This window comes from Marisediminitalea aggregata (assembly GCF_900129565.1).
Lineage (GTDB): Bacteria > Pseudomonadota > Gammaproteobacteria > Enterobacterales > Alteromonadaceae > Alteromonas > Alteromonas aggregata.
This window is the reverse complement of the sequence record NZ_FQWD01000007.1, coordinates 156,074-181,468: the sequence shown is the minus strand read 5'-3', so window position 1 is coordinate 181,468 and position 25,395 is coordinate 156,074. Positions and strand designations below refer to the sequence as shown.

At 47.3% G+C, this 25,395-nt stretch carries 24 protein-coding genes and 3 tRNA genes; 26 read left to right on the top strand and 1 reads right to left on the bottom strand.

Features of this window, described 5'->3' with window-relative positions; genetic code table 11:
- The first annotated feature begins 31 nt into the window (after nt 1-31).
- Genes BUB81_RS19385 through BUB81_RS19375 form a run of 3 tightly spaced genes read left to right on the top strand, consistent with a single transcriptional unit; the run spans nt 32 to nt 3,458 of the window.
- On the top strand, nt 32-538 hold the full coding sequence (locus BUB81_RS19385) for a hypothetical protein (protein WP_139241641.1): 507 nt from the start codon (nt 32-34) through the stop codon (nt 536-538).
- A complete protein-coding gene (locus BUB81_RS19380) occupies nt 535-1,875 on the top strand; it encodes a sigma 54-interacting transcriptional regulator (protein WP_073325015.1) in 1,341 nt (446 codons plus the stop codon). The genes BUB81_RS19385 and BUB81_RS19380 overlap by 4 nt, the downstream gene beginning before the upstream one ends.
- Nucleotides 1,876-1,931: 56 nt before the next feature.
- On the top strand, nt 1,932-3,458 hold the full coding sequence (locus BUB81_RS19375; protein WP_073325014.1) for a hypothetical protein: 1,527 nt from the start codon (nt 1,932-1,934) through the stop codon (nt 3,456-3,458).
- Between the two features lie 6 nt (nt 3,459-3,464).
- On the opposite strand, the gene BUB81_RS19370 is transcribed toward BUB81_RS19375, so the two are convergent.
- Nucleotides 3,465-4,355 (bottom strand): DUF72 domain-containing protein, encoded by an 891-nt coding sequence (locus BUB81_RS19370; protein ID WP_073325013.1) that lies wholly within the window; start codon nt 4,353-4,355, stop codon nt 3,465-3,467.
- A gap of 219 nt (nt 4,356-4,574) precedes the next feature.
- Between BUB81_RS19370 and aspS the strand changes: the two genes are divergently transcribed.
- From aspS to BUB81_RS19255, 23 genes are all read left to right on the top strand, one after another.
- Complete coding sequence (gene aspS / locus BUB81_RS19365; RefSeq protein WP_073325012.1) at nt 4,575-6,341, top strand: aspartate--tRNA ligase; 1,767 nt, start codon at nt 4,575-4,577, stop codon at nt 6,339-6,341.
- Nucleotides 6,341-6,781 carry a dihydroneopterin triphosphate diphosphatase gene (gene nudB / locus BUB81_RS19360; RefSeq protein ID WP_073325011.1) on the top strand — a complete coding sequence of 147 codons (441 nt, stop codon included), beginning with the start codon at nt 6,341-6,343 and terminating at the stop codon, nt 6,779-6,781. Before aspS ends, nudB begins: the two co-directional genes overlap by 1 nt.
- Entirely contained in the window at nt 6,778-7,299 is a 522-nt protein-coding gene (ruvC, locus tag BUB81_RS19355; RefSeq protein WP_073325010.1) for a crossover junction endodeoxyribonuclease RuvC, read from the top strand. The genes nudB and ruvC overlap by 4 nt, the downstream gene beginning before the upstream one ends.
- An 18-nt stretch (nt 7,300-7,317) precedes the next feature.
- Nucleotides 7,318-7,947 (top strand): Holliday junction branch migration protein RuvA, encoded by a 630-nt coding sequence (ruvA, locus tag BUB81_RS19350; RefSeq protein ID WP_073325009.1) that lies wholly within the window; start codon nt 7,318-7,320, stop codon nt 7,945-7,947.
- A gap of 14 nt (nt 7,948-7,961) precedes the next feature.
- Nucleotides 7,962-8,963 (top strand): Holliday junction branch migration DNA helicase RuvB, encoded by a 1,002-nt coding sequence (ruvB, locus tag BUB81_RS19345; RefSeq protein WP_073325008.1) that lies wholly within the window; start codon nt 7,962-7,964, stop codon nt 8,961-8,963.
- A 140-nt stretch (nt 8,964-9,103) separates the two neighbouring features.
- Nucleotides 9,104-10,102, top strand: coding sequence for an NADP-dependent oxidoreductase (locus BUB81_RS19340; RefSeq protein WP_073325007.1), 999 nt, complete (start codon nt 9,104-9,106; stop codon nt 10,100-10,102).
- 578 nt (nt 10,103-10,680) lie between these two features.
- Entirely contained in the window at nt 10,681-11,079 is a 399-nt protein-coding gene (gene ybgC, locus BUB81_RS19335; RefSeq protein WP_073325006.1) for a tol-pal system-associated acyl-CoA thioesterase, read from the top strand.
- Nucleotides 11,069-11,752: a protein TolQ gene (gene tolQ, locus BUB81_RS19330; RefSeq protein WP_073325005.1), complete on the top strand. Its 684-nt coding sequence runs from the start codon at nt 11,069-11,071 to the stop codon at nt 11,750-11,752. Before ybgC ends, tolQ begins: the two co-directional genes overlap by 11 nt.
- A 27-nt stretch (nt 11,753-11,779) precedes the next feature.
- The gene (gene tolR / locus BUB81_RS19325; protein ID WP_073325004.1) at nt 11,780-12,202 is read left to right on the top strand and encodes a protein TolR; all 423 of its coding nucleotides are present in this window, start codon (nt 11,780-11,782) and stop codon (nt 12,200-12,202) included.
- A 12-nt stretch (nt 12,203-12,214) separates the two neighbouring features.
- The gene (gene tolA, locus BUB81_RS19320) at nt 12,215-12,991 is read left to right on the top strand and encodes a cell envelope integrity protein TolA (protein ID WP_245819292.1); all 777 of its coding nucleotides are present in this window, start codon (nt 12,215-12,217) and stop codon (nt 12,989-12,991) included.
- Between the two features lie 5 nt (nt 12,992-12,996).
- Nucleotides 12,997-14,355: a Tol-Pal system beta propeller repeat protein TolB gene (gene tolB, locus BUB81_RS19315; protein ID WP_073325003.1), complete on the top strand. Its 1,359-nt coding sequence runs from the start codon at nt 12,997-12,999 to the stop codon at nt 14,353-14,355.
- A 44-nt stretch (nt 14,356-14,399) separates the two neighbouring features.
- Nucleotides 14,400-14,966 (top strand): peptidoglycan-associated lipoprotein Pal, encoded by a 567-nt coding sequence (pal, locus tag BUB81_RS19310; protein ID WP_073325002.1) that lies wholly within the window; start codon nt 14,400-14,402, stop codon nt 14,964-14,966.
- Between the two features lies 1 nt (nt 14,967).
- Nucleotides 14,968-15,774: a tol-pal system protein YbgF gene (gene ybgF / locus BUB81_RS19305; RefSeq protein WP_073325001.1), complete on the top strand. Its 807-nt coding sequence runs from the start codon at nt 14,968-14,970 to the stop codon at nt 15,772-15,774.
- 270 nt (nt 15,775-16,044) lie between these two features.
- A tRNA-Lys gene (locus BUB81_RS19300) sits at nt 16,045-16,120 on the top strand.
- A 28-nt stretch (nt 16,121-16,148) separates the two neighbouring features.
- Nucleotides 16,149-16,224: transfer RNA gene (locus BUB81_RS19295), tRNA-Lys, on the top strand.
- 436 nt (nt 16,225-16,660) lie between these two features.
- A complete protein-coding gene (gene nadA / locus BUB81_RS19290; protein WP_073325000.1) occupies nt 16,661-17,719 on the top strand; it encodes a quinolinate synthase NadA in 1,059 nt (352 codons plus the stop codon).
- A gap of 149 nt (nt 17,720-17,868) precedes the next feature.
- Nucleotides 17,869-17,959 (top strand) — tRNA-Ser (locus BUB81_RS19285).
- Nucleotides 17,960-18,471: 512 nt separating this feature from the next.
- Nucleotides 18,472-19,356: an NAD-dependent epimerase/dehydratase family protein gene (locus tag BUB81_RS19280; protein ID WP_073324999.1), complete on the top strand. Its 885-nt coding sequence runs from the start codon at nt 18,472-18,474 to the stop codon at nt 19,354-19,356.
- A 63-nt stretch (nt 19,357-19,419) separates the two neighbouring features.
- Nucleotides 19,420-20,361 (top strand): UDP-glucuronic acid decarboxylase family protein, encoded by a 942-nt coding sequence (locus BUB81_RS19275; RefSeq protein WP_073324998.1) that lies wholly within the window; start codon nt 19,420-19,422, stop codon nt 20,359-20,361.
- A gap of 48 nt (nt 20,362-20,409) precedes the next feature.
- The gene (locus BUB81_RS19270; RefSeq protein WP_073324997.1) at nt 20,410-21,165 is read left to right on the top strand and encodes a nucleotidyltransferase family protein; all 756 of its coding nucleotides are present in this window, start codon (nt 20,410-20,412) and stop codon (nt 21,163-21,165) included.
- A 33-nt stretch (nt 21,166-21,198) separates the two neighbouring features.
- Entirely contained in the window at nt 21,199-22,185 is a 987-nt protein-coding gene (locus BUB81_RS19265; RefSeq protein WP_073324996.1) for a GDP-mannose 4,6-dehydratase, read from the top strand.
- Between the two features lie 21 nt (nt 22,186-22,206).
- Nucleotides 22,207-23,205 (top strand): glycosyltransferase family 2 protein, encoded by a 999-nt coding sequence (locus tag BUB81_RS19260; protein ID WP_073324995.1) that lies wholly within the window; start codon nt 22,207-22,209, stop codon nt 23,203-23,205.
- Nucleotides 23,206-23,247: 42 nt separating this feature from the next.
- Entirely contained in the window at nt 23,248-25,377 is a 2,130-nt protein-coding gene (locus BUB81_RS19255) for a hypothetical protein (protein ID WP_073324994.1), read from the top strand.
- Nucleotides 25,378-25,395: the final 18 nt, after the last annotated feature.

Below are 25,395 nucleotides of genomic sequence, written 5' to 3'. Positions count from 1 at the left end.
TGGGTGTCAGTTGTTGCCCTCGGAACCACCCGTGACAGACGTCTCAGATAATACAGAAGCATTTCAAATGGTGGTTGAAAGCGACTGTGTTTTTGCAGTCGAGCCAGAAGATGAAGCCCGTTGTGAGCTGGATTTTTGGCAGGATTACTGGATACAGGTCGACAAATTGAGCTGGCCGGACCGTCAGGCGTTAATTGAGAGTCTGGCTGACACACCCGACCAGTTATTGCAGAAGATTATTTTGTCCCAGCCGGTCAATACCCCTTATAAAGCCAGGTTGCGAGCGCAACACTGGGTTGAGCAGGTTACGCCTTCGCTGTCTGCCAGTGCGCAAAACTGGTTGAATACGGTGGTGGCAAAACCCAGCGGCCACATGCTTGAGCTTGAATCAGCGGTGACAATACTTAGCAACATTAATAATCAGCAGGACAAGACACTGACTAGCCAGGAACAACAGATCCAACAGCTCAAAGCGCAACTTGAAGCGCTGATGAACATTGAATCGAACCTGATGAATCAGGAGGAAGCAGAACAATGACCAGTAAAGACAACCCTAAGTCACATATTCTGTTAGTCGATGATGACAGTAGCTTACTGCGACTGATGACAATTCGTCTGCAAAGCGAAGGTTACGACGTGACCGCGGCAGAAGATGGTCAGGAAGCGTTAAAAAAGATTCAAAACGGTGGTTTTGATTTAGTGTTAAGCGATTTGCGCATGCCGGGATTGGATGGACTTAGCCTGTTTGAAGAGATTATGGCTATCCGCTCCGACATTCCGGTTATTTTAATGACCGCGCATGGCACTATCTCTGATGCAATTGAGGCAACGCAACGCGGTGTGTTTGGATTTTTAACCAAACCGGTCGAGCATGAAAAACTGCGTGAGTTACTCAGTCGGGCACTTCAACAGTCCAAAGCAGCAGAGCCGGGTGAATGGTGTAAGGACATTATTACCCGCTCAGCAGACATGCTGCATGTGCTCGATCAGGCCTTTAGGATTGCCAAACGCGAAGTCAGCGTACTGATCACTGGTGCCAGTGGTACTGGTAAAGAACTGCTTGCGAACGCGATTCACCGAGCCAGCGACCGCGCGGGCAACCCTTTTGTTGCTATTAACTGTGGCGCATTGCCCGAAAACCTGCTTGAGTCAGAGCTGTTCGGCCACGTGAAAGGCGCCTTTACCGGCGCGGTACAGGCGAACGGCGGATTATTCAGAGAAGCGCATGGCGGCACCCTGTTTTTGGACGAAATTGGCGACATGCCAATGACGCTACAAGTGAAATTGCTACGTGCTTTGCAAGAGCGACAAATTCGCCCGGTTGGTAGCAGCAAATCAGTAGACATTGATGTCCGGGTGATTTCAGCAACGCATAAAGATTTGCACAAAGAAATGGAAGAGGGCAGTTTCCGCGAGGACTTGTTCTATCGCTTGAATGTCGTGAACCTCAAATTGCCTGCGCTGAAAGAACGCTCTGAAGACATTCCGCTGTTAGCACGTTCTTTGCTGAAACAAAGCGCTGAACGTCACGGTGTTAAGGTGTCTCAGTTTTCTGAGGATGCGTTGCAACTTATGGTGAAAAGTGACTGGCCCGGCAACGTGCGTCAGTTGGTTAACGTGGTAGAGCAGTGTGTAGCGTTAACCCAAACGCCTGTAATCCCTTTGCACCTGGTAGAGCAGGCACTGTCTGCAACGCGTCAAAGCTGGCCCACGCTCACAGAAGCGAGAGATGCGTTTGAGCAAAAGTATCTGTTTAAATTACTGAAAATGACGGACGGCAATGTTACCCGGGCTGCTGAGTTGGCAGGCCGAAACCGTACCGATATGCACAAACTCATGAAAAAGCATGATTTGGACGCGGGCGACTTCCGTTAGACTGTTATTTACAATAAATTTACGTAAATTCAAGGTGTTGGCCCTGTGTATATGAAATGGGCCATACTTCGTTATCAGGCTTTATACCAGAAACGGTTGGCAAAGCCCGTCTGGCGTGGGATAGTGTCGCGATATGTAATGTAATTCGCGACACTCACATGGATGCACGCCCTTCTATCGCTAAAACCTTAACAAGCTGTTTTTCACTTGTATGTTTACTGTTCCCTTTGCTTGTGTCCGCACAAGCGGTCAATGAAAGTCAAATCCTCAGTAAACTCAACGACATTATCCGCGATAAAACCACAACCTATGACTTACAAATAAGTAAATTGGATACGCTTATTGCGAATGCCAATGCGCTGCGAGCTGATACTGCAGAAAATGCCGTGTTGGCCTATAAACTGTTGCTTGCTGCAAAACAGAATGAGTTTGAAGGGGTGAAAGCGCACGCTCAGCAGGTCGTGCAAATGGCTACCCGCACTCAGGATTACCGCTCTCAGGGGTTTGCATTGCGTGCTGTGTTGGCTTATCAGGCGGCAGTATCTCCGGGGGATACGCTTGCAACCAAACAGCAATTAATGACGTTATTGTCGCGCAGGCTAAAGGATACTGACAAAGCGCTTATCCTGTATGACATTGGTATGTCAGACAGCCGAACCGGCAATGTCATGTCGGCACTGGATTTTTTGGAACAGGCGCAGCAAGCATTCTGGCAGCTTTCTAATTTTCTGGTGTGGCGAGAAGTCGTTGAAAAGCAGATTTCGCTGTTGCTGGATATGCAGTGGTACAGCAAAGCATTAGCTAAATCACAACAGCTAGTGTCATTTCTGCAGTCACAATCTGGCAATATGCCGTTTAATCTCACCGATAAAATGCTGTCGATTATGGCGGCGGAAAGTAAATGGGATGACATCGAAGCTGTTGCCATGCGTATGTTAGATGCCGGTGTGGAAGCGAATAATATTCAGGCGCAATTCGCTGCTGGTTTTTGGTTAATGCACATTAGCTTGCAACGTCAGCAAATGGATATGGTTACAAGGTGGCTGACAAAACTGGACGAATGGTTATTAGAATACCCGCAGTTAACTCCGCGTCGTCTGTTTGTGTTAGACAAGGTTACGTACTTTATCGAATCCGGCGAGTTGGACGCAGCAATGCAATTGCAAGCCGGAATCTCTCAGGATCTTTTGGCAGGCGAAGAGGATGCGTACCTCACTATTCGTCAACATTTGCTAAATCAGGTGGCGTTAGCCGTAGCGCAAAACGATATCCGTGGGACTGAACAGGCATATGAAGCGTTGTTGGGCTGGATTGATGAAGAGCGCAATCGGGTGTTGTCGCTGACGATGGAACAAATTTCTGCTGACTTCGCTGCACTTCAGCACAGTTCACAGCGCGAAATTGCCTCGTTAAGCCAGTCATTGGCAATTCAGAAAGAGTCTAAAGCACGGGAAGCCACTTTCAATAATTTGCTGATTGGTATCGTATGTCTACTTACCTTGATTATTGCTGGTTTAGGCTATTTTTATGTGCGCCTGAAAAATAAAAAGCAAAGTTCGCGACGCCGCAGACGCTCGGCATAGGCGGCGTTAAAAAAGCGAGGATTGTGCTGTATCCGTTTGCTCTGGATTAAAACTGAGCAACGGCAATGCATGCTCAGCAAACTGGCTGTTGTATAAGCGGATAAATTGCTGAGCCAGCCAGGGTGCATCCTGATTGTCCGGACGGTGGAAGAACAAATAGCACGTTTTTCCCTGCTGCCGCCATTGATGGCACTTTGCTACCCAGGGTAGTAAACAAGCTTCGTTGTCTGAGTCATCGTTATTGCCCACAAAACGCATTACAGGCTGATCGGCCGTAGCAATGACGTTTACCGGTACTCTGGGTTTCTTGGTGCGAACCTCTGCTGTGAGCTCGCAATCAACCGGGCCGCTGAACAGCGCTCTGGTATCCATAATGACCCGGTTAACATTGTGGTGCATCAAGCAGCGATTAAGTGCCTTTTCATCATCACCTTTGGCAAAGAACGCTAAATGTCGAACTTCCACGGCATAGCGAATAGCCTTGGGTAAGCCAGCCAAAAACGTGTCTAACTCAGCTATGCCAGCGGGGCCAAAACTGGCCGGTAACTGCAGCATAATCAGGCCAAGCTTTTCTTCAAGGGAACTCAGTAAAGTAAGTTGCTGACAGGCCATGGGAATATTCTGGCTTAGCCGTCCCTCGTGACTGATACTGCGATGAAACTTGAACGTAAACCGAAATGCAGCGGGCGTTGATTTGTGCCATGTAAGTACTGTGTCTGGTGTGGGTAAGTGGTAAAACGTTGTATTGCCTTCCACACTGTTTAATTGCGTTGCATAGCGACCCAGGCTGGTTCCTTTGCTGTGACCGAACCAGGTTGTCGGCCAACGCCCGTGCTGCCATTGAGGCAAGCCTATACAGACTTCCGGCAATATTTGAGGTGTTTGGATATTTGTCATTGGGCTTTGCCATGCATTTGTTTATACTATGCGACCTTTACCGCTAATCGGCAATGAATGGTCGCTTTTCAGGCATTTTATACACCGGTTCGCGAAACTCAATGATAACAAAAACGCTGCAAAGCCGGCAGGGCATGAGCCATAACGTGAATTGGCGTCAAACCTGTATCTTCCTGTGGCTTTGGGCGTAAACGCTCAAGAAATTAGGGGTCTGAGACCATGCGCACAGATTACTGTGGGAATATTACTGCATCTTACATTGGCCAAACCGTCACACTGTGTGGCTGGGTAAATAAGCGTCGCGATTTAGGCGGCCTGATTTTTATCGATTTACGAGACCGCGAAGGGATCGTACAGGTCATGTTCGACCCGGATCTTCCTGAAGTTCAAGCGATTGCCAATACCCTGCGCAGCGAATTCTGCGTGAAGGTTACCGGTACGGTGCGTGCCCGCCCGGAAGGACAGGTGAACGCGCAAATGGCTACCGGCGAAATTGAAATCATTGGCACCGGACTGGAGATCTTCAATAAATCTGCAGTATTACCGCTGGACTGGAATCAGGAAAACTCCGAAGAGCAGCGACTGCGTTATCGTTACCTGGACCTGCGTCGCCCGCTAATGAGCCAGCGTCTGCAGTTTCGCGCAAAAGTCACGGCGGCGGTACGTCGTTATCTGGAGGGCGATGGCTTTTTAGATATTGAAACGCCCATCCTGACAAAAGCAACACCTGAAGGTGCCCGTGATTACCTGGTGCCAAGCCGGACGCACAAAGGCGAATTTTTTGCATTGCCACAATCACCTCAGTTGTTTAAACAGCTACTGATGATGTCTGGCATGGATCGCTACTATCAAATCGTAAAATGTTTCCGAGACGAAGATTTACGTGCGGATCGCCAGCCAGAATTTACCCAAATCGATTTGGAAACGACATTCCTCGATGCCGACGGCGTAATGAGCATTACGGAAGGTTTAATTCGTGACCTGTTCCAGCAAATGCTGGACGTTGATTTAGGTGACTTCCCGCGTATGACCTACGCCGAAGCCATGCAACGTTACGGTAGTGACAAACCCGATCTGCGTAACCCGCTTGAATTAACCGACGTGGCAGATTTACTCGCATCCGTCGACTTTAAAGTGTTCAGCGGCCCAGCGAATGACCTGAAAGGACGCGTAGCGACTATCCGTGTACCGGGTGGAGCAAGCCTGTCTCGCAAGCAAATTGACGAATACACGAAGTTTGTTGGCATTTACGGCGCCAAAGGTTTGGCGTGGATTAAAGTCAACGACGTGGCTGCTGGCCTTGACGGTTTGCAGTCGCCAATTCTGAAGTTCCTGAACGAAGAAATTGTTAACGGCATCCTGGCTCGCACCGGCGCTCAGGATGGCGATATCCTGCTATTTGGTGCCGACAGCTACACCGTGGTTACGGAAGCGATGGGCGCACTGCGTCTTAAGCTGGGTGAAGACTTCGAATTACTGGAAGGCGAGTGGCGACCTCTTTGGGTTGTGGATTTCCCCATGTTTGAAGAAGTTGATGGCCAATTGCATGCACTGCACCATCCGTTTACCTCTCCACGTGGTATGACGCCGGAAGAACTAGCTGCGGATCCGGTGAACGCCATTTCTGACGCCTATGACATGGTATTAAATGGTGTTGAACTGGGTGGCGGTTCTGTGCGTATTCACGACCAGTCCATGCAGTCAGCGGTGTTCAGTATTTTGGGTATAGATAAAGAAGAAGCAGAATTGAAGTTTGGCTTCTTGCTAGAGGCATTGCGTTTTGGTGCGCCACCACACGCCGGTTTGGCATTTGGTCTGGACCGTTTGGTTATGCTGATGACGGGCGCCAGTTCAATTCGCGATGTCATGGCGTTCCCCAAAACGACCACGGCAGCTTGCCCGCTTACTGATGCCCCAAGCCCGGCTAATCCTCAGCAATTAGCTGATCTGGCCATTGCCACTGTTAAAAAAGACAGCGCGGAATAATGACGTACAAGCGTCCTGAATCAGTTCTGGTTGTGCTCTATAACGAGCACAGTCAGGTACTGGTGATGCAGCGCAACGACGACCCGGACTTCTGGCAATCGGTGACCGGTACCATTGAAGCCGGAGAGTCGCCCATTGCGGCGGCATACCGCGAAGTAGGCGAGGAGACGGGGGTAAATCTGTCGCCTCAGTCAGGCGACATTGTAGATTGCCAGCATGTGAATCAGTACGAGATCCGCAAAGAATGGCAGCATCGTTATCCCCCCGATAATTTTGTGAATACGGAATATGTTTTCGTTACGCAAATTCCTTCTGATTCCCGCATTATTTTAACCGAACATTCTGCCTATGAATGGCTTGATAAGCCCGAGGCGTTGGCACGTGTCTGGTCGCCTTCAAATCGCAACGCCATTCTGGCATTTGTGCCCGAGCCAAAATAATGGTAATACTGGGTATAGATCCAGGTTCCCGGGTAACCGGTTACGGATTAATCAGGCGACAGCAGGGCAAATTAAGCTATGTTGCGAGTGGTTGTATTCGTTTAACTGACAAACCCCTGGCGCCTCGATTAGATAAGATTTTTGTGGGTGTGAGTGAATTAATTGCTCAGTTTAGTCCGGACTGTCTGGCCATAGAGCAGGTTTTTTTAGCCCGTAACCCGGATTCAGCGTTAAAGCTCGGTCATGCCAGGGGCGCTGCTATGATTGCCGCTACACAAGCCGGTATGGGAGTGCATGAGTACTCCGCGCGGCAAATTAAACAAGCGGTGGTGGGCACCGGGGGCGCAGACAAAACGCAGGTACAGCATATGGTTAAGCATTTACTTAACCTGTCAGGCACCCCTCAGGCCGACGCTGCAGATGCGTTGGCAGTTGCTTTATGTCACGCTCACAGTGAACAGAATTTAGTCAAGCTGGCTGGTCAGGCACGTAAAACGGTGCGCGGTCGCTTGCGATAACGGAGTGATGTAGTCACCATGATTGGTAGAATTCACGGTGTTTTATTAGAGAAAGCACCACCAGAGGTCCTGATTGATGTAGCGGGTGTCGGCTACGAATTACAACTGCCGATGACCAGCTTTTACCAACTGCCTAATGTGGGTGAGGCCTGTACCTTGTATACCCATTTTGTGGTGCGGGAAGACGCCCAGCTGTTGTTTGGTTTTGCCGATAAACTGGAACGTGGATTGTTTCGCGAACTTATTAAAGCCAATGGCGTGGGGCCCAAGTTAGGGTTAGCCATTTTGTCTGGCATGTCAGCATCACAGTTTTTACAGGTCGTTCAAAATGAAGATGTGTCAGCGCTCACGTCACTTCCAGGGATAGGTAAGAAAACCGCGGAAAGACTGGTGGTTGAGCTGCGCGACAGACTGGCTAAATTTACCCAGTCTCTGCCTACACCTGACACCTTCACGTTAGGGCAGGACCCGGATGCAGCTAATACCAACACGTTTGTGCCGGTTAATGATGTTAAAGAAGAAGCGGTGAGTGCGCTGGTGGCCTTGGGTTACAAGCCACCGCAGGCCAGTAAGATGGTTAACAGTGTGTTTGAAGACGGCATGAGCAGCGAAGCGCTTATCCGCCAGGCACTTAAAACGTCGTTGTAGAAACGGGACCCAGTATGATTGAAGCCGATCGGTTAATTTCCTCCAGCGAAAATGATGAAGATGCCGTCATAGATCGCGCAATTCGCCCAAAACTGCTCGAGGATTACACTGGCCAACAGCATGTCTGTGATCAGATGGAAATCTTCATTGAGGCAGCGAGGCAGCGTGAAGATGCACTGGATCATTTATTAATATTTGGCCCGCCGGGTTTGGGTAAAACCACCTTAGCTAATATCGTAGCTAACGAAATGGGGGTGAATATTAAAACCACCTCGGGCCCGGTGCTGGAAAAAGCCGGCGACCTCGCTGCGCTGTTAACCAACCTTGAACGCAATGATGTGTTGTTTATTGATGAAATCCATCGATTGAGTCCGGTGGTCGAAGAAATTCTCTATCCGGCTATGGAAGATTACCAACTTGATATCATGATTGGGGAAGGGCCGGCAGCGCGCTCAATTAAACTGGATTTACCCCCCTTTACCTTGGTTGGCGCTACGACTCGGGCAGGCTCACTGACATCGCCGTTACGCGATCGGTTCGGTATCGTGCAACGATTGGAATTCTATTCGGTAAAGGACTTAACGGATATTGTGGCGCGCAGCGCACATTATTTGCAGCTGGACATGGACCAGAGTGGCGCGTTTGAAGTCGCCAAACGTTCGCGAGGCACACCACGAATTGCGAACAGGCTTCTGCGCCGCGTGCGTGACTACGCGCAAATCAAAGCCAACGGCCAGGTCAACGGCGACATAGCGGCTGCTGCACTCGACATGCTCGATGTCGATAAAGAGGGGTTCGACTACATGGACCGGAAGTTGCTGTCAGCTATTATCGAGAAATTCAGTGGCGGGCCAGTCGGTCTTGAAAACCTGGCTGCAGCCATCGGTGAAGAAAAAGAAACCATTGAAGACGTTATTGAGCCCTTCTTAATCCAACAGGGGTTCCTGCAACGCACTCCTCGCGGTCGAATCGCGACATCAAGAGCGTTCCTGCATTTGGGCTTTCAGCCCGAGTAACCTGTCAAAATCCGCTGTTGGTAACCTAACCAACAGCGCACCGCCTTTGTACTGCTAATACTCTCCAATAAGTAAATTTAATTTTAGATTAATGTAGTTAATTTGTTAGTGTGGGCAGGCATCTGATAACGGAGACAAACATGACAACTTATCAATCCATGGTGTTGGTAAACCGACCAAAAAACGGAGAAATCGGGGACTATTTGTTCGAAACAAAAGAACAGGAAATACCCAGTCCTGCTGAGGGCCAGCTATTAATCAAACAAACGCATATGTCACTGGATCCTGCGATGTTGGGCTGGATGAGCGAAGATCGCGGCAGTTATATTCCCCCAGTTGAGCTCGGTGAAGTAATGCGCTCCAGTGGAGTAGGTGAAGTGGTTGAATCGAATCACCCTGACTTTGTTGTTGGAGATAAGGTGCTGGGTATGACCGGTTGGCAGGAATACCTGGTCTCCGATGGCCAGGGCTTCAACAAATTACAGCCCGGCGTAAGTGCTGAAATAGCATTGTGCGTATTTGGGTTACCCGGACTTACGGCAACGACGGGGTTGTATCAGTTTGGTAAGCCCAAGGAGGGTGAAACTCTCATTGTGACCGGCGCCGCGGGTTCGGTGGGCACCATTGTGGGTCAACTGGCCAAAGCTGATGGTCTGCGAGTCATTGGCGTGGTTGGCAGTGATGAAAAAGCGGACTGGATTGTGAATGAACTGGGTTTTGATGGCGCCATTAACTATAAATCTGAAGACCTGGCTGGCCAGTTAACAGCACTGACGCCGAATCGCATTGACGTGTTTTTTGAAAATACCGGCGGCCCAATTCAACAGCTTATTGTCGATCGCATGAATGCCCATGGCCGCATTGTTGTGTGCGGCATGATTGCTGATTACCAGTCAGCCACTCCTTCGCCAGGACCAAACTGGATCCCGCTGATTAAGAAGCGTATTACTATTCAAGGGTTTGCGATGCCTGATCATTGGGGTGAAATTCCACAAATTCTGGCGAAGCTTACGCCCTACGTGCAGCAGGGTAAAATTAAATACCGGGCTCACACTGTTAAAGGACTCAATAACGCAGTAAAAGGGTTAAACATGCTGTTTAGTGGAGAAAATCGCGGCAAGATGGTCGTAGAACTCTAACATCTTTAATTCTGGTTTGCGTTCGTTAGTTCAAACTCTCGGACGCTCTATCTCAGGTCAGGGAAATGACTGAAAAAAGGGTAAAAAAAACCCGCTTCATTGAAGCGGGCTGAGAACAACAAGTGTTGAAGGAAAAAATCCAGGGAACTCATGTCTAACAGGAAATTCAATAAGAACTCGTCTTGTGTCGACTTGATGATGCGTATTATAGAGAGTTGTTGCGTTTCGACAATTGAGAATAATTTCAGTTTCAAATTAGAAAAACTAATCTGTTAATGTTGTGTTAATTAAAGTCTTTTGCTCTGCACCTCATAATAATAGAGGTCTTGCGATAAAACGTCTTTTTTATGCGATATGACATAGAATTAATTAATGTATCTTAAAATGCGCATTGCATAGCGCAATTGTTCGGCTGTCAAAGGCTCTGAGGTGCCTTACCGTTCCTGCGTACAGTCTCTTGGTACCTGTTTATCACGTAAACTTTGTTTAATAAGTGAAATTCAGTGGTTGACCACACTGGACTCATCACGCTTCTATCTTCTACTATTGCGCCCAATAAAAAAAAGGGAGCTGACGTTGTGCACACACTACAGGTACGCGTTTATTACGAAGACACCGATGCGGGCGGCATTGTTTATTATGCAAACTATTTAAAGTTTGCAGAACGCGCTCGCACTGAGTGGTTGCGGGCATTGGGGTTTGAGCAGGATGTTTTATTGGAACAAAACACCGCTTTTGTCGTCAAAAAAGTCGAAATGCAGAACTTTGCGCCAGCTCGCTTTAATCAGCTGTTGAGTATTCAGTCCCACATTGTAGAATTGAAGGGCGCTAGTATGACATTTCAACAAGAGATAAAAAATGCACAGGACCAGCTGTTGGTCACCGTGCAAGTACAGGTTGCCTGTGTCGATTTGGCTTCAATGCGGCCACGTCGACTACCTAAGGCTGTTTTAGGGGAACTTTCGCGTGTCATCTGATTTAACATTTATTGGCTTGTTCTTACAGGCAAGTTTCGTTGTTCAACTGGTAATGCTGCTGCTTCTCAGCGTATCCATTGCCTCATGGGCGTTTATTTTTCAACGCCAAAAAGCGCTGTCCGGCGCGCGCAAATCCATGCAGGAATTTGAAGATGAGTTTTGGTCAGGTGCCGACCTCAACCGTTTGTACCAGCAGTTATCTGCCGAAGAGGACGTGCGTGGCATGGGGAATATTTTCTGTGCCGGATTCAAAGAGTTCGTCCGACTTCGCAAAAGTAACACCAATGCCAACGTGATTGTGGATGGTACATATCGCGCGATGCGCGTGGCCCTGTCCCGTGAAGTAGACAATCTTGAAAGTCGGTTATCGTTTTTAGCAACCGCCGGCTCAATTAGTCCCTATATCGGTTTGTTTGGCACCGTATGGGGGATCATGAATTCATTTATCGCACTGGGTGAAGTACAGCAGGCTACCTTGTCGATGGTGGCGCCCGGTATTGCTGAAGCCCTGATTGCGACGGCGATTGGTTTGTTTGCCGCAATACCAGCAGTTGTTGCATATAACCGATTCAGTCATCAGGTTGAAAAACTGGAAAACAGCTACAGCAACTTTATGGAAGAGTTTTCTGCCATTTTGCAGCGTCAGGCATTAGCTGCACAATCGAACGGCTAATTCAGTCGTTAGCAGGGAGAATTCACTATGTACGTTAGAAAGCGTCGTCGCCCGGTCTCTGAAATCAATGTGGTGCCCTACATTGATGTTATGTTGGTGCTGCTTATTATCTTTATGGTTACAGCCCCATTAATTTCGCAGGGCGTAAAGGTCGATTTGCCTAAAGCCAGCGCTCAACCAATAGAGCAACAAGATATCCCGCCTATTATTGCGTCAGTTGATGTGAAGGGAGACTATTATCTGAATCTGGGTGACAACCAGGAGCAAGCCGTTGATGGCGATGATATGGCCGCGTTAGTTCAGGCCCAGTTGGAAAAGGCCCCGGAAACACCTGTAGTAGTCAAGGGTGATGGTGCAGTGGCCTACAGCGAAGTCATTCAGTTAATGGTGTTATTGCAAAAAGCGGGTGTCCCCTCAGTAGGTCTGATGACAGACCCGGTTGAAAAATAACGGGCTACTTAAGTGACTGAAGCTGACAAAAACGCGTTATTGAAATCCTTTGGCTTACATGTTGTGATAGCCATGCTGTTGCTAATTAGCGTCACTTTGTCTTCATCACCCATTATGCCTGTGGTTTCCAATACCGCGGCACCTGTTGTTATTAAAGCCACATTTATTGATGCGCAAGCGATTGCTGATGCCCAGCGCGCCCAGGCTCAGGCTGAAGCACAGGCCAGGGCTGAAGAGCAGAGAAAGCAGAAAGCCGCTGAAGATAAACGTCGTCGCGAAGCGGCGGCACGCAAGGCCCGGCAGGAAAAAGCGGCAAAAGAAGCCGCCGAAGCAAAACGCCAGTCTGAGTTACGTCGTTTAGCTGAAGAAAAGGCCCGGGAGCGCAAAGAAAGGGAAGAAGCTGAGAAGGCAGAAAAGGCGCGCAAGGAAAAAGAAGCAGCCGAGCGCGCAGAAATGGAAAGAATTATGCAAGAGCAGCTTGCCAAAGAGCAGGAAGCCATGCAGCAACAACGCCGACAACATGTATTGTCGGAAAAAGAGCGGTATCAGGCGTTAATCCACCAGACGATTAAGCGCTATCTGAATGCTGACTTTAAAGGAAAGAGCTGTAGATTGAATATTAGATTGGCGACAACCGGTCTGGTTACCAAAGTGTCTGTTCTTGATGGTGATCCTGCTCTGTGTCGTGCTGCGCAAAGTGCGGTATTACGACCAGACAGACTGCCAGTGTCTGATGACCCGGCAGTCTATGAAGAATTGAAAAACATTAATTTGAAGGTGGAGTTGTAGAGCCTATGAAAAAATTGGGTCTGTGGATAGCGTTGACATACCTAAGTTGCATCGGGACATTGCATGCCGCATTGGAAATTGTGATCACTGAAGGGGTAGATAGCGCCAGACCCATTGCCGTGGTGCCATTTAAGTGGCAGGGCGAGGGCATGTTACCAGACAACCTGACCGACGTTGTAATGGCAGATTTGCGTCGAAGCGGTAAGTTTAACCCGGTTGTTCCGGCATCCATGCCGCAGTATCCGTCTACGGATGCCGAAGTGGACTATGCCGCTTGGGCGTCTATGGGACTGGATACCATTGTTGTCGGTAAGATTGAAAGTGAAGGCGTTGACCGCTATTTGGTGTCGTTTGAAATTATTGATGTGCTGCGAGGCCAGATCACTGGCGGTGAGTCCAAGGTGCTGGGCAGTGACGGCACACTGGTAAACAGCAAAGACCATATTGTTGACCAACGTCAGGTAGTCATTGGCGGCGGCGACTTCAGACAATACGCACACCGAATCAGCGACGTTGTGTATGAAAAGCTAACTGGTGTTCGCGGCGCGTTTTTGACCCGTATTGCTTACGTTATTGTGCGTGACCGCGAAAAAGAGAAACTGCCTTATCAGTTAGTGATTTCAGATTATGACGGCTTCAATGAAACGCGTTTGCTTTCATCGCCAGAGCCGCTGATGTCGCCATCCTGGTCTCCGGACGGCAATAAGCTGGCTTATGTGAGTTTTGAGAACAAGCGCCCACAGATATTTATTCAGGATATTTACACCATGCAGCGTGAGAAAATCACTGATTTTCCTGGCATAAATGGTAGCCCGGTGTTTTCTCCTGACGGTAAACAGATGGCGATGGTATTGTCGAAAGACGGCAATCCCGAAGTGTATGTGATGGACTTAGCCAGTAGAAATCTGCGCCGTGTAACCCGAAATAGAGCAATCGATACGGAACCAAGTTGGTCCCCAGACGGTAAGAGTCTGATTTTTAGCTCCGAACGGGGTGGTAAACCACAGATTTATCGCGTAAATTTAGATACTGGCATGGTAAGACGTTTAACCTTCGAGGGTGAACAGAACCTTGGAGCCACCTTTACACCAGACGGTGACGAGATTGTTTTGGTTAATCGTACCCGTGGTGATTATCACATCGCCCGGCAAGAAGTGAAAAGTGGAGCAATTCAGGTACTCACGAGAACATTTTTAGATGAATCTCCTAGTATCGCTCCGAACGGAAGCATGATAATTTATAGTACATTATTCGGGGATACCCAGGTATTGTCTTTAGTGTCACTGGATGGGCGCTTTAAAGCGAGGTTACCGGCAGCTGACGGGCAGGTTAAATCGCCAAGTTGGTCACCGTTTTTGTTTTAACATTTTTGAGTACATAGAAATAAATAAGTATAAGGATTAAGAGGATGCAAATGAATAAAGTAATGAAGAGCTTCATCATCGCCTTGCCAGTGGTGACTATGATGGCATGTTCATCAGGTCCTAGCGAAGAGGAACTGGCGGCGGAACGCAATCGTATCGCCCAGCAACAAGCTGCTGAAGAGCAGGCGCAACAAGAAGCCCAGGAAGCTAAAGTTAAAGCGGAAGCTGCTCAGCGCGTTAAAATGCAGGAAGAGCAAACTAAGCGTGACTTAGCTGCGCTGCAAAATGAACAAACTGTATACTTTGACTTTGACCGTTCAAACATCAAGTCTGAGTTTTATCCGGTACTACAAAAACACGCTGAATTCCTGATGAAAAACCCAGGTAAGAAAGTAGTAATCGAAGGTCACTGCGACCAACGTGGTACGCCTGAGTACAACATTGCACTGGGTGAGCGTCGTGCTCAATCAGTACAAACTTACCTGTTAAATGCTGGTGTTAGCTCTAGCCAGGTAACTGTTGTGTCTTACGGTGAAGAAAAACCTGCGGTAATGGGTTCATCTGAGTATGCATTTGCTCAGAACCGCCGTGGCGTAATCGTTTATCAGTAAGATGACGAACCGTAAAGGTAACGTGTTGAAAGCCGTTGTTGTTGCAACAACGGCTTTGCTGTGTCTGCCGGTCGCTCACGGCCAGTCAGATGGCGCGCCAGTATATTCTGTTGGCGACAGTGACATTGAGTCGCGTCTGACCGTACTTGAAAGACAGGTAAAGAACAGAGCCGAAATGCAACATCGTCTCCAGCAGCAAATCGACAATATGCAGTTGGAATTAGATGAGTTGCGCGGTGCGGTAGAGGTCCATACCAACCAGTTACAAAAAGTACTGGATCGTCAACGGGAACTGTATCTGGAAATCGACAAGCGTGTCGAAGCCCTGAAAGAAACAGCTGTTGTACCTGCCGGGGCGGGTGGTTCTGTTACTATACCGGCTACTAACACGCCAACACAGGCCTCCACAACCACTGCAACGACCACGCCGGCTATGTCGGGCTTGTCAGAATCTGAAGCTTATGAGAAAGCGGTTAACTTAATTCTCAAATCCAGAGAATATGATAAGGCCATTCCTGAGTTTCAGGCATTCATTGCTCGTTTTCCTGACAGTAGTTATGCGCCTAATGCACACTATTGGTTAGGTCAGTTGTTGTTTAATAAACAACAATGGCAAAACGCGGCTGCACAATTTGATGTTGTAGCGAATAAGTTTAGCGACTCAGCAAAACGTCCTGATGCATTACTCAAGCTTGGTGTGATTGCGGAAAAAACAGGTGACGTTGCAAAAGCTAAGCAATTGTTCCAACAAGTGATTAATGATTATCCAAATTCGTCAGCCAGAAAATTAGCTGAAGCGCGTTTGTGATCACTTTTTCACATTAATTTGTAAAAAAGGAGCCAGGTGGCTCCTTTTTTTATTGCCAGTCGATAAATGGGGGTAAACCAGAAATGTGCGAGCGGTTATTTGATAAAGCGCATTTTTGGGACTAAAGTTTGTGCGATTTGTTTTGTTTTTGAGCGTTTAAACTTTTTTTGCCAGAAAAGTGAAAATAAAAGCATTTTTAAGGTTGCACACACGCCGGAAATAAGTATTATATGCGCCCGTCGCCAAGACAAGGTGACAGCGATAATCGATGGGTCGTTAGCTCAGTTGGTAGAGCAGTTGACTTTTAATCAATTGGTCGCTGGTTCGAATCCAGCACGACCCACCATCCTAAATCGATTGTCCCAATTTGAAGAGGGTCGTTAGCTCAGTTGGTAGAGCAGTTGACTTTTAATCAATTGGTCGCTGGTTCGAATCCAGCACGACCCACCACTTCAAATTACATTCTCTGCTCAAGAACCAAATTCCAAAATACATATTTCCCAAAGCTAAACTTAAATCCGTGAAGCTGTTCGATGTGAACAAAGCACTATGAACACGCGTTAGCACAGCCCACGACGTTAACTGATTTCCCAAATCAAAAATCCAAGAACATAACACCGCCTCCCGCGCTGGATTCAAATAAGCGATGCGGTTTGTCATGAGAATATTTACCAATAACGCCTCTACGCGATTCTACGGCGATTACTATGACTTTCATTAGTATGTGCTCATAATTGTTTTATTGTCTCTCAGCCCTCATATAAGCCCTGTATGACACGCATAATTCAGTTTAATCAGCAAGCGTGCTTTCTATATGAAATTTTTGTGACACTCAGGTATAATCGGCGCCCGATTGACCGTTAATCCCGTGTAGGTAAAAGAATCCATGACGTTAGCGTATCGTATTGAGCAAATAGACAATCCATTTCCAGCCAAGCCTGCTGTGTTGAGTGATGTGCGTAAGCAAGAACTCAAAAACAAAATTAAAGCGCTATTGGTGGAAAAAAACGCCGTTATGGTGGCTCACTATTATACCGATCCGGAAATTCAGGCACTTGCCGAGGAAACGGGTGGCTGTGTTGCTGACTCGCTGGAAATGGCGAGATTCGGTCGGGATGCCGACCAGCAAACCTTGCTGGTAGCCGGGGTTAAATTTATGGGGGAAACCGCAAAAATCCTTAGCCCTGAAAAGCAAGTGCTTATGCCGACGATGGAAGCCACTTGTTCGCTGGATTTAGGTTGCCCAATCGAAGAATTTTCTGCGTTTTGTGATGCGCACCCGGATCATACCGTGGTTGTTTATGCGAATACTTCTGCCGCAGTAAAAGCGCGCGCAGACTGGGTGGTTACATCTAGCATTGCTTTAGAAATTGTTGAACACCTGGATAGTCTGGGCAAACCTATTATTTGGGGCCCGGATCGTCACCTGGGTAGTTACATTGCAAAGAAAACCGGCGCTGACATGCTGATGTGGCAGGGCGAGTGTATAGTGCATGATGAGTTTTCATCACAAGCATTGAACGACATGAAGGCGTTATATCCGGACGCGGCCGTCCTGGTTCACCCAGAGTCGCCAGCCAGTGTTGTAGATATGGCTGATGCGGTTGGCTCAACCAGTCAGCTTATCCAGGCTGCGCAAGATATGCCGAACCAAACGTTTATCGTGGCTACCGACAAGGGCATCTTCTATAAAATGCAGCAGCTCATGCCTGAGAAGCGTTTTATTGAAGCACCAACGGCGGGTAACGGGGCGACATGTAAGAGTTGCGCTCATTGCCCCTGGATGGCAATGAATGGCCTTGAAGCGATTTACCAGTCGCTGTCTTCTGACACACCGGTGGAGCACGAGATTTTCGTCGATGCAGCGTTAAGGGAAAAAGCGTTAATTCCATTGAATCGTATGCTCGACTTTTCTGCGCAGTTGAAAGCAAAAAAATCTGCGTAAACGCTTATTAAGTGTGCGGTTAGTGAGTTTTTTACGGGTAGTTCTTGATTCACAACACAGCTTTCCCTACTATACGCGCGCTGAAAGAATTTAGCGGTTTGGTACTCAGTTGCCAGGCTGTCGCAAACAACTGTGTTTGTTAACAATTTGGAGAGATGGCTGAGTGGCTGAAGGCGCACGCCTGGAAAGTGTGTATACGTTTATAGCGTATCGAGGGTTCGAATCCCTCTCTCTCCGCCAAATATAAAAGAACCGGCTTTTGCCGGTTTTTTTATGTCTGTTGATTGGCAATGGACAACTACCATGGCAATGCGTCTACAACTCTCCTTACACGAACTTTCTTACATTACTTTCAAAGTTTGCTTGCACATTACTAATTGTTTCCCTCTGATGAATCATCAGACGTAAATTTTGTTAACTATTTGAATGAACGCTTTTTTTACTTTACAGACATGTCGCTTAGCCACTTTCATAGTGCCATACATTTGATTTTTGGCATGTCAAATAGCCTCATTTCCAACATATCTTACCAGCCAAAAAATTGACGCAATTATGAACAGAACGTGTTGTCATTATGAACAATTCCTGTAACCTGTAGATTAATTAGTCATCAGATAATAATAAGTCATTGCCAATCAAATTCAGCACCCAAGTTTAGCGTTGTAAATGCGTCAAGAGAGCTTTGAGAAAGCATAAATATCGCTACTGGTAGTAAGGGAATACTTCAACTGTGAATATATTCAAATATTAATATGAAAACGATTCTGGTTACGGGAGCTCTGGGCTTTACGGGTCGTCATTTCATCCGCAGAGCCATGGATAATGGTTATAATTGTATAGGTTTAGTAAGGGATTCAGGTTTCGACTTGTGTCCTTACATTGAAGCTGATCTAACTGATCTCTATCAACTTACGCATCGCCTGTCTTCTATTGATTTTCAGTATGTCGTGCACCTTGGTGCAGTCACTTTTGTACAACACGACAACATCTCTGAATTATATAAAACAAACTTAGTCGGCACGCTGAACCTGCTACAAGCATTACTAGAATGCAACTCAAAACCCCAAAAAGTTTTACTTTCCAGTAGCGGCATTGTGTATGGCACACCGGAAAGTATGCCTATCGACGAATCATGCCCAACTGCACCCGTTAACGATTACGGCATATCCAAAGAAGCGATGGAAAAAGCTGTTGGCCTGAGAATGAAGGACCTGCCTATTCAAATAGTCCGACCGTTCAATTACACCGGCAGAGGGCAGGCTTCACACTTTTTGGTACCAAAAATTGTCGAAGCGTTTAAGCAGAAGGCACCTGAGTTGTCTCTTGGCAACCTGGACGTCGCTCGTGATTTTTCAGATGTCCGCGATGTGTGTTCAGCTTACCTGCGTTTACTTGAGAGTGGTGAAGCATCTTCTACGGTCAATATTTGTAGCGGTAATGCCTGCTCAATTTCAGACATTATTAATATGTTATCTCGAATATCTGGACACAGTTTGCAGGTAAATGTCGATCCCAGGTTTGTACGTAAAAATGAGATTAAGCAGCTATTTGGAAGTAATCAAAAGCTAATAAGCCAGGTTGGCAACGTGTTCAAGTACACAATGGAAGATACGTTGAGGTGGATGTATGAGGCGTAGCAATCAGGAAATTTTGCAAACTGCCTTTACTGATAGCGGTGATATGGAGCGCGGAGAGTGACTATGCCACAAAAGCAACTGAGAATTATGGTTACGGGTGGTGCGGGCTTTATTGGTTCCCACTTGTGTGATCGGTTAGTAAAAGAAGGGCATGACGTCCTTTGTGTTGATAATTTCTATACCGGTAATAAGCGAAATGTGCGCCAGCTGATGGGGTTAGAAAACTTCGAAATTTTGCGACACGATGTAACGTTTCCGCTCTATGTTGAGGTCGACCAAATTTATAACCTGGCCTGTCCGGCGTCACCGATTCATTACCAGTACGATCCGGTTCAAACAGTCAAAACTGCCGTGCACGGTGCAATAAATATGCTGGGGTTGGCAAAGCGAGTTGGCGCGACCCTATTGCAGGCCTCTACCAGCGAAGTGTATGGGGATCCGAGCCAACATCCACAAGTTGAAGCCTATTGGGGAAACGTGAATCCCATTGGGCCTCGCGCTTGTTACGACGAAGGCAAACGTTGTGCTGAAACGCTGTGTTTTGATTATCACCGACAACACAACGTGGATATTCGTGTTGCGCGTATTTTCAATACCTATGGTCCACGCATGGCCGTTGATGACGGGCGTGTGGTGTCGAATTTTATTGCTCAGGCATTACGGGGTGAGCCTTTAACTTTATATGGCGATGGTGGCCAAACACGCTCGTTTTGTTTTGTTGACGATTTAGTAGAAGCGTTGATGCGTTTCATGAACACACCGGATGTGACTGGCCCTGTGAATCTGGGCAACCCGGTTGAATTTACCATTAAAGAGTTAGCCGAGTTGGTAAGAAGCAAAATTCCTAATTCACCAGACATTATTTATAAGCCGTTACCGCAAGACGATCCCATGCAGCGCCAACCCGATATCTCAAGGGCGAAATCGATGTTGGGATGGCAGCCAGAGGTGCCGCTTAACGATGGTCTGGAGAAGACCATCGCGTACTATAAATCAATTATGTAGCAGAAATTAACCGTTAAATTAGCGTTAAAAGGAAAACAGGAGAACGTAATGCAAGTGGTCATACTCGCCGGCGGTAAGGGAACCAGGGCGTACCCATTTACCGAATATCTGCCAAAACCCATGATGCCCGTTTGTGGCAAGCCTATGCTGGTTCAAATAATGCGTCTGTTTGCCTCGCAAGGACACAATGAATTCATTGTGTCGGTTGGACATCGCAAAGAAGTTATCCTGGACTACTTTTCGAATAAAGACTACGAATGGGACATCAAGATTGTCGACACTGGTGAGGATACAGATACGGCTGGCCGTATTTATAATTGTCGTCACCTGTTACGCGATAAGTTCCTGGCTACGTATGGTGACGGTATCTGTGATGTTGAAGTAAATAAGATCATTGAATTCCATGATTCACATGATGGACTTGCTACCTTGACCAGTGTCCCCCTGCAGTCCCAATATGGCACAGTAGAAACCGACGAATCCGGATGTGTAAACGGGTTTATCGAAAAGCCACGGTTAAAAAGCCATTGGATTAATGCCGGTTTCTTCGTTATGGAGAAAGCCATTTTCAATGAGTGGGACGGGACTAACCTGGAGCAGCAGGTATTGCCGAAACTGACCGAACAAGGCAAGTTGTTTTGCTACAAGCATGACGGTTTCTTTAAATCAATGGACACCCAGAAAGATCAAAAAGAACTGGAAGAAATGATAGAACAAGGGCGTGTTGGCAATATCGACTTATTCCAAAGCGGTCACCACAACGTTTCGTTTTATCATCACGAGGAACTTGAATCTTCCTGCTAACTTGCAGGAGATTGATTTTTATAGGAACAGATCATGATTACAAAATCATTTTGGGAAAATAGAAACGTATTTGTAACCGGTTGTACAGGTTTCCTGGGTGGCTGGGTAATGAAAGAGCTCAACGCCATGGGCGCCAATACCGTAGGGCTAATTCGTGATGTCAGCAGCAGTAAAAAAGACTTGTTGATTGGTGACACTGCACCGGAACACGCCGTGTTTGGTCGCTTAGAAGATTATGACACTATTGTACGGGCTATTAACGAATACGAAGTCGATACCGTGTTTCACTTGGGCGCACAACCCATTGTAGGCGTTGCGAATCGCAATCCAGTGTCAACTTTCGAGGCAAATATCAAAGGGACATGGAATGTGCTGGAAGCTTGTCGTCAGGTAAATACCGTAAAACGTGTTCTGGTGGCGTCCAGTGATAAAGCCTATGGCGAACAGCCTGTACTGCCATACGATGAATCAATGCCGCTGCAGGGCATGCACCCTTACGATGTATCAAAAAGCTGCACCGACCTCATTTCCCAGACGTATCACAACACGTACAAAACACCTGTTACTATCACGCGTTGTGGCAACTTCTTCGGCGGTGGAGATTTGAACTTTAACCGGATTGTGCCCGGTACCATTCGTTCTGTGTTACACGACGAAAACCCAATAATTCGAAGTGATGGCACGTTTATCCGTGATTATGTATACGTTAAGGACATTGTGAATTTCTATCTGATTCTGGCTGAAGCGATGGAAAATGACGAGATTCACGGCCATGCATTTAACTACAGCGCTGAATTGCAATTGAATCCGCTTCAGATTACAGAGCAAATCTTAAAAATTGCCGGTAAGACCCACCTTGAACCGGTGATTCTGAATGAAGCAAAAGGTGAAATACCGCATCAATACCTGAGTAATAGCAAGGCGAAAGAAGTACTGGGTTGGTCTCCATCCTACACGCTGGAGCAGGCGTTAACTGAAACAGTAGAATGGTACAAACAGTATTTTCAACAGCAAGGTTAATCAATTGGGGTTAGCGAAACCATGTTATTTTCGGTTGTTATTCCAACCCGTAATCGACTAGAGCTGTTAAGGGATGCATTGCGTGGCTTAGCCGCGCAAACGTTGCCTGCCAGCGAGTTTGAAGTCGTTGTGGTTGACAACGGCTCGACAGACGGCACATTTGAATCGCTAAGTGCAGAAAGCGAAGATTATCCGTACGCGCTTAATGTGATTAAAAATCCGGATTGTGAGCGAGGACCTGCACCGGCAAGAAATTTGGGTGTCAGGGAAGCAAAAGGGCAGATCATTGCATTTTTAGACAGTGATTGTCGTCCGGATGTGGATTGGTTGAGTGCGGCTGCTGATGTATTTACACAATATGCGGCACTGTCAATGGCGACTGGTGTGATCGACTTTAAGCCAGAGCAACTTAGTGAAATGGGCTTTTTCTCCCGGAAAACCGTGGTAGCACTGGAAGAACACCCTACTTATCCTACCGCCAATTCATTTTATCGACGTGACGTGTTTCTCTCGCATGGTGGGTTTGATGAAACGCTATCGTTCCCAAATATTTGCGGTCAGTCGGTTGAAGCTGCAGACACGGATTTAGCCTGGCGTGTCAGGGATAGCGGGGGTCCTTACCAGTTCATGCCCAAAGCTGTTGTATATCACGAAGTACAGCACTTACCACCGGGAGAGTGGTTACTTGAACCGTTGCGGTTATTTTTACTCCCGGCCTTAATTAAAATGCATCCAGCGCTAAGAAGTAAGCTTTTGGCTGGCAACGTATTTTTCTATCCCCCGAGTGTTATTTATTACGCGTTAGCTGTGTTAATGATCGCAGTGCTTATTGTTAGCCCAACGCTGCTTTTATGGTTGCCCGCAGCAGCTATTGTCGTTGCAGCGCTAAAAGCCAAAACGCTAGCGCCAAAAGCTGTCGGTATGGCGTTGGGAAGATTAGTACTCAATACGGTTCGAAATTACGTCATGTGCGGCGCACTAATTTACGGCAGTGTGCGCTATCGCACTTTAGTTCTTTAAAGACTTAAAATTTGTCCTGAAACGGGATAACTGAGAGGCAGAATGAAACACTGGAAGCAATGTAAAGTACTAACACGTACCTCAGCTTTAGCTGCTGCATTATTGGTTGCCAGCTGTGGTGAGTCCAGTGCCGGACTGCCGGTAGCATTACAAAATACGGGATTTGAACAAGCCGTCAACGGTAGCCCGGCGCTTTGGCATATTGATCAAAAAGTACAGGGTAAGGGCACGATTGACCTCACAACGCTTAAAACCGGCAATGGCAATGTACTTCGTTTAACACCAAACGCACAAAACACCGGCAGTGATCTTCTGGGCGCAGGTCAAATGCTTGACGCCAGCCAGTTTGCCGGGCAAACCGTAAAAGTAACAGCGCTGGTCGGTGCAGATGATAACGCATTGGCAATAGTGGGTGTTCACGTGCTGGGCGACGGTGATGGCTTTGATTTTATCCAATTCAAGCAAACAGACTCTCAGGGTAAATTGGTGGCACATGAGGCAAATTTAACGGTTGCCCCTCATGCCAAGAATATCATTGTTTACGCCATTACCAACACTACGTCGGGGCATGCTTACTTTGACGACATCAAGCTTACCGGTTCAGGAAGCGCAGTGAGTAAAGAAGCCGAAAGTACCGGTCCTTTATCAGCGTCTGTAACCATTAACACCAACAACATAATCAGAAAAGTGCCGAGGTCGTTATTCGGTACCAATATTGAGTGGATCAATAACGGTCAGGGCTTATGGTCTACCGCGTCGAACAGTGTTGATAAGCAAGCCGTCAGTGAGATCAAATCCTCGGCGTTTACGCTGTACCGTTTCCCAGGTGGTGTTTTCTCAGACTACTACAATTGGCAGGACGGCGTAGGCCCACAAAAAAGCCGGCCGGCAGCCCTTCATTATCCCGACGGGCCAAAGTCTCAGCACTTTTTCGGCACCGATGAATTGGTGTATCTGAGTAAACAGACGGGGGCCGACTTACTTATAACTGTGAACGCCGGTCACGGCACGCCCAAAATGGCAGCTGATTGGGTTGATTATTTAAACAATAAGAAAAAGCAAAATGTATCCCTATGGGAGATTGGTAACGAGCTGTATATGGATGGCGATTTATCTGGTGCAGAGATCAGTGCCAAGGAATATGCCAACCGTTACAAGGCGTTTGCGTCTGCAATGAAAGCTGTCGACCCTTCAATAAAGTTGGGTGCAATTGGCGGGCTAAACTACGGCAGTTACCGATTCATAAAGTCAGACAACTGGAGTAAAACCATTCTTAATAGAGTAGGTGATGATGTTGACTTTTTTGCTGTGCACAATGCCTACGCGCCGGTATTAATGGGCGGTGGAGAAAACGCTGATCCCAAAGAAGTATACAAAGCGATGCTGGCTGCACCATTAAATATAGAAGCGAATATTCAGTCGCTGGACAAATTGCTGGCAAACTACGACAAACCAAACAAGAAAATTGGTGTCGCCATTACAGAGTGGGGGCCTTTTTTCCATGTATTACCCAGCAGTAAGTGGGTTGACCATATTAAAACCTTTGGCTCTTCTCTCTTCGTGGGGGCCACTATGAATACCTTCCTTCGTCAGCCCCGGGTTGAAATTGCCAATGCGTTTAAATTGACCGACATGGGATTTATGGGCTGGTTAGGCAATCGCGATGGTAAATTTGTACCTACTGCGCCAATGATCGCGTTTGATATGTATGCTGAGGTGATTAACGGTTCAGTGGTTGACACCAAGGTTGACGTCGACAGTTTTGCATCACGTTCTATTGGTGTCATTGATGCCGTAAAACGCGTGCCGTATCTCGATGTTACTTCCGTTGAAAAAGACGGAAAATTGATTGTTATGGTGGTAAATAAGCACTTCTCCTCGCCGGTGACCACGACACTGAATGTACGCAGCAGGACCAGCTATGGGGCTTACGACATGACGGTCATGACAGCTGACTCTCTGGATGCAAATACAGGCACGCAATTGCCTAGTATTCCTGGTTTAGATTGGGCCAAGCAGGTCAATATGGCGCGTTTTAACAAAGGCGCCGACAAGGAAATTCGTGTTTCCCGAGAGCAAAAAACGGTGACGCCGACCAATGGTGGAGATGGACAGTCCGTTGAAATAAGCTTTGCCCCGATGAGTATTACCAAACTGGTCTTTAAGCCGTAGTCAGGAGATGGGAACGCG

Excerpts from the sequence above, each read along its gene's own strand:
- BUB81_RS19380 (WP_073325015.1), top strand. The coding sequence starts at position 535 with ATGACCAGTAAAGACAACCCTAAGTCACATATTCTGTTAGTCGATGAT.
- BUB81_RS19375 (WP_073325014.1), top strand. The coding sequence starts at position 1,932 with ATGGGCCATACTTCGTTATCAGGCTTTATACCAGAAACGGTTGGCAAA.
- BUB81_RS19370 (WP_073325013.1), bottom strand. The coding sequence starts at position 4,355 with ATGACAAATATCCAAACACCTCAAATATTGCCGGAAGTCTGTATAGGC.
- aspS (WP_073325012.1), top strand. The coding sequence starts at position 4,575 with ATGCGCACAGATTACTGTGGGAATATTACTGCATCTTACATTGGCCAA.
- nudB (WP_073325011.1), top strand. The coding sequence starts at position 6,341 with ATGACGTACAAGCGTCCTGAATCAGTTCTGGTTGTGCTCTATAACGAG.
- ruvA (WP_073325009.1), top strand. The coding sequence starts at position 7,318 with ATGATTGGTAGAATTCACGGTGTTTTATTAGAGAAAGCACCACCAGAG.
- ruvB (WP_073325008.1), top strand. The coding sequence starts at position 7,962 with ATGATTGAAGCCGATCGGTTAATTTCCTCCAGCGAAAATGATGAAGAT.
- BUB81_RS19340 (WP_073325007.1), top strand. The coding sequence starts at position 9,104 with ATGACAACTTATCAATCCATGGTGTTGGTAAACCGACCAAAAAACGGA.
- tolR (WP_073325004.1), top strand. The coding sequence starts at position 11,780 with ATGTACGTTAGAAAGCGTCGTCGCCCGGTCTCTGAAATCAATGTGGTG.
- tolB (WP_073325003.1), top strand. The coding sequence starts at position 12,997 with ATGAAAAAATTGGGTCTGTGGATAGCGTTGACATACCTAAGTTGCATC.
- pal (WP_073325002.1), top strand. The coding sequence starts at position 14,400 with ATGCAAATGAATAAAGTAATGAAGAGCTTCATCATCGCCTTGCCAGTG.
- ybgF (WP_073325001.1), top strand. The coding sequence starts at position 14,968 with ATGACGAACCGTAAAGGTAACGTGTTGAAAGCCGTTGTTGTTGCAACA.
- nadA (WP_073325000.1), top strand. The coding sequence starts at position 16,661 with ATGACGTTAGCGTATCGTATTGAGCAAATAGACAATCCATTTCCAGCC.
- BUB81_RS19280 (WP_073324999.1), top strand. The coding sequence starts at position 18,472 with ATGAAAACGATTCTGGTTACGGGAGCTCTGGGCTTTACGGGTCGTCAT.
- BUB81_RS19275 (WP_073324998.1), top strand. The coding sequence starts at position 19,420 with ATGCCACAAAAGCAACTGAGAATTATGGTTACGGGTGGTGCGGGCTTT.
- BUB81_RS19270 (WP_073324997.1), top strand. The coding sequence starts at position 20,410 with ATGCAAGTGGTCATACTCGCCGGCGGTAAGGGAACCAGGGCGTACCCA.
- BUB81_RS19265 (WP_073324996.1), top strand. The coding sequence starts at position 21,199 with ATGATTACAAAATCATTTTGGGAAAATAGAAACGTATTTGTAACCGGT.
- BUB81_RS19260 (WP_073324995.1), top strand. The coding sequence starts at position 22,207 with ATGTTATTTTCGGTTGTTATTCCAACCCGTAATCGACTAGAGCTGTTA.
- BUB81_RS19255 (WP_073324994.1), top strand. The coding sequence starts at position 23,248 with ATGAAACACTGGAAGCAATGTAAAGTACTAACACGTACCTCAGCTTTA.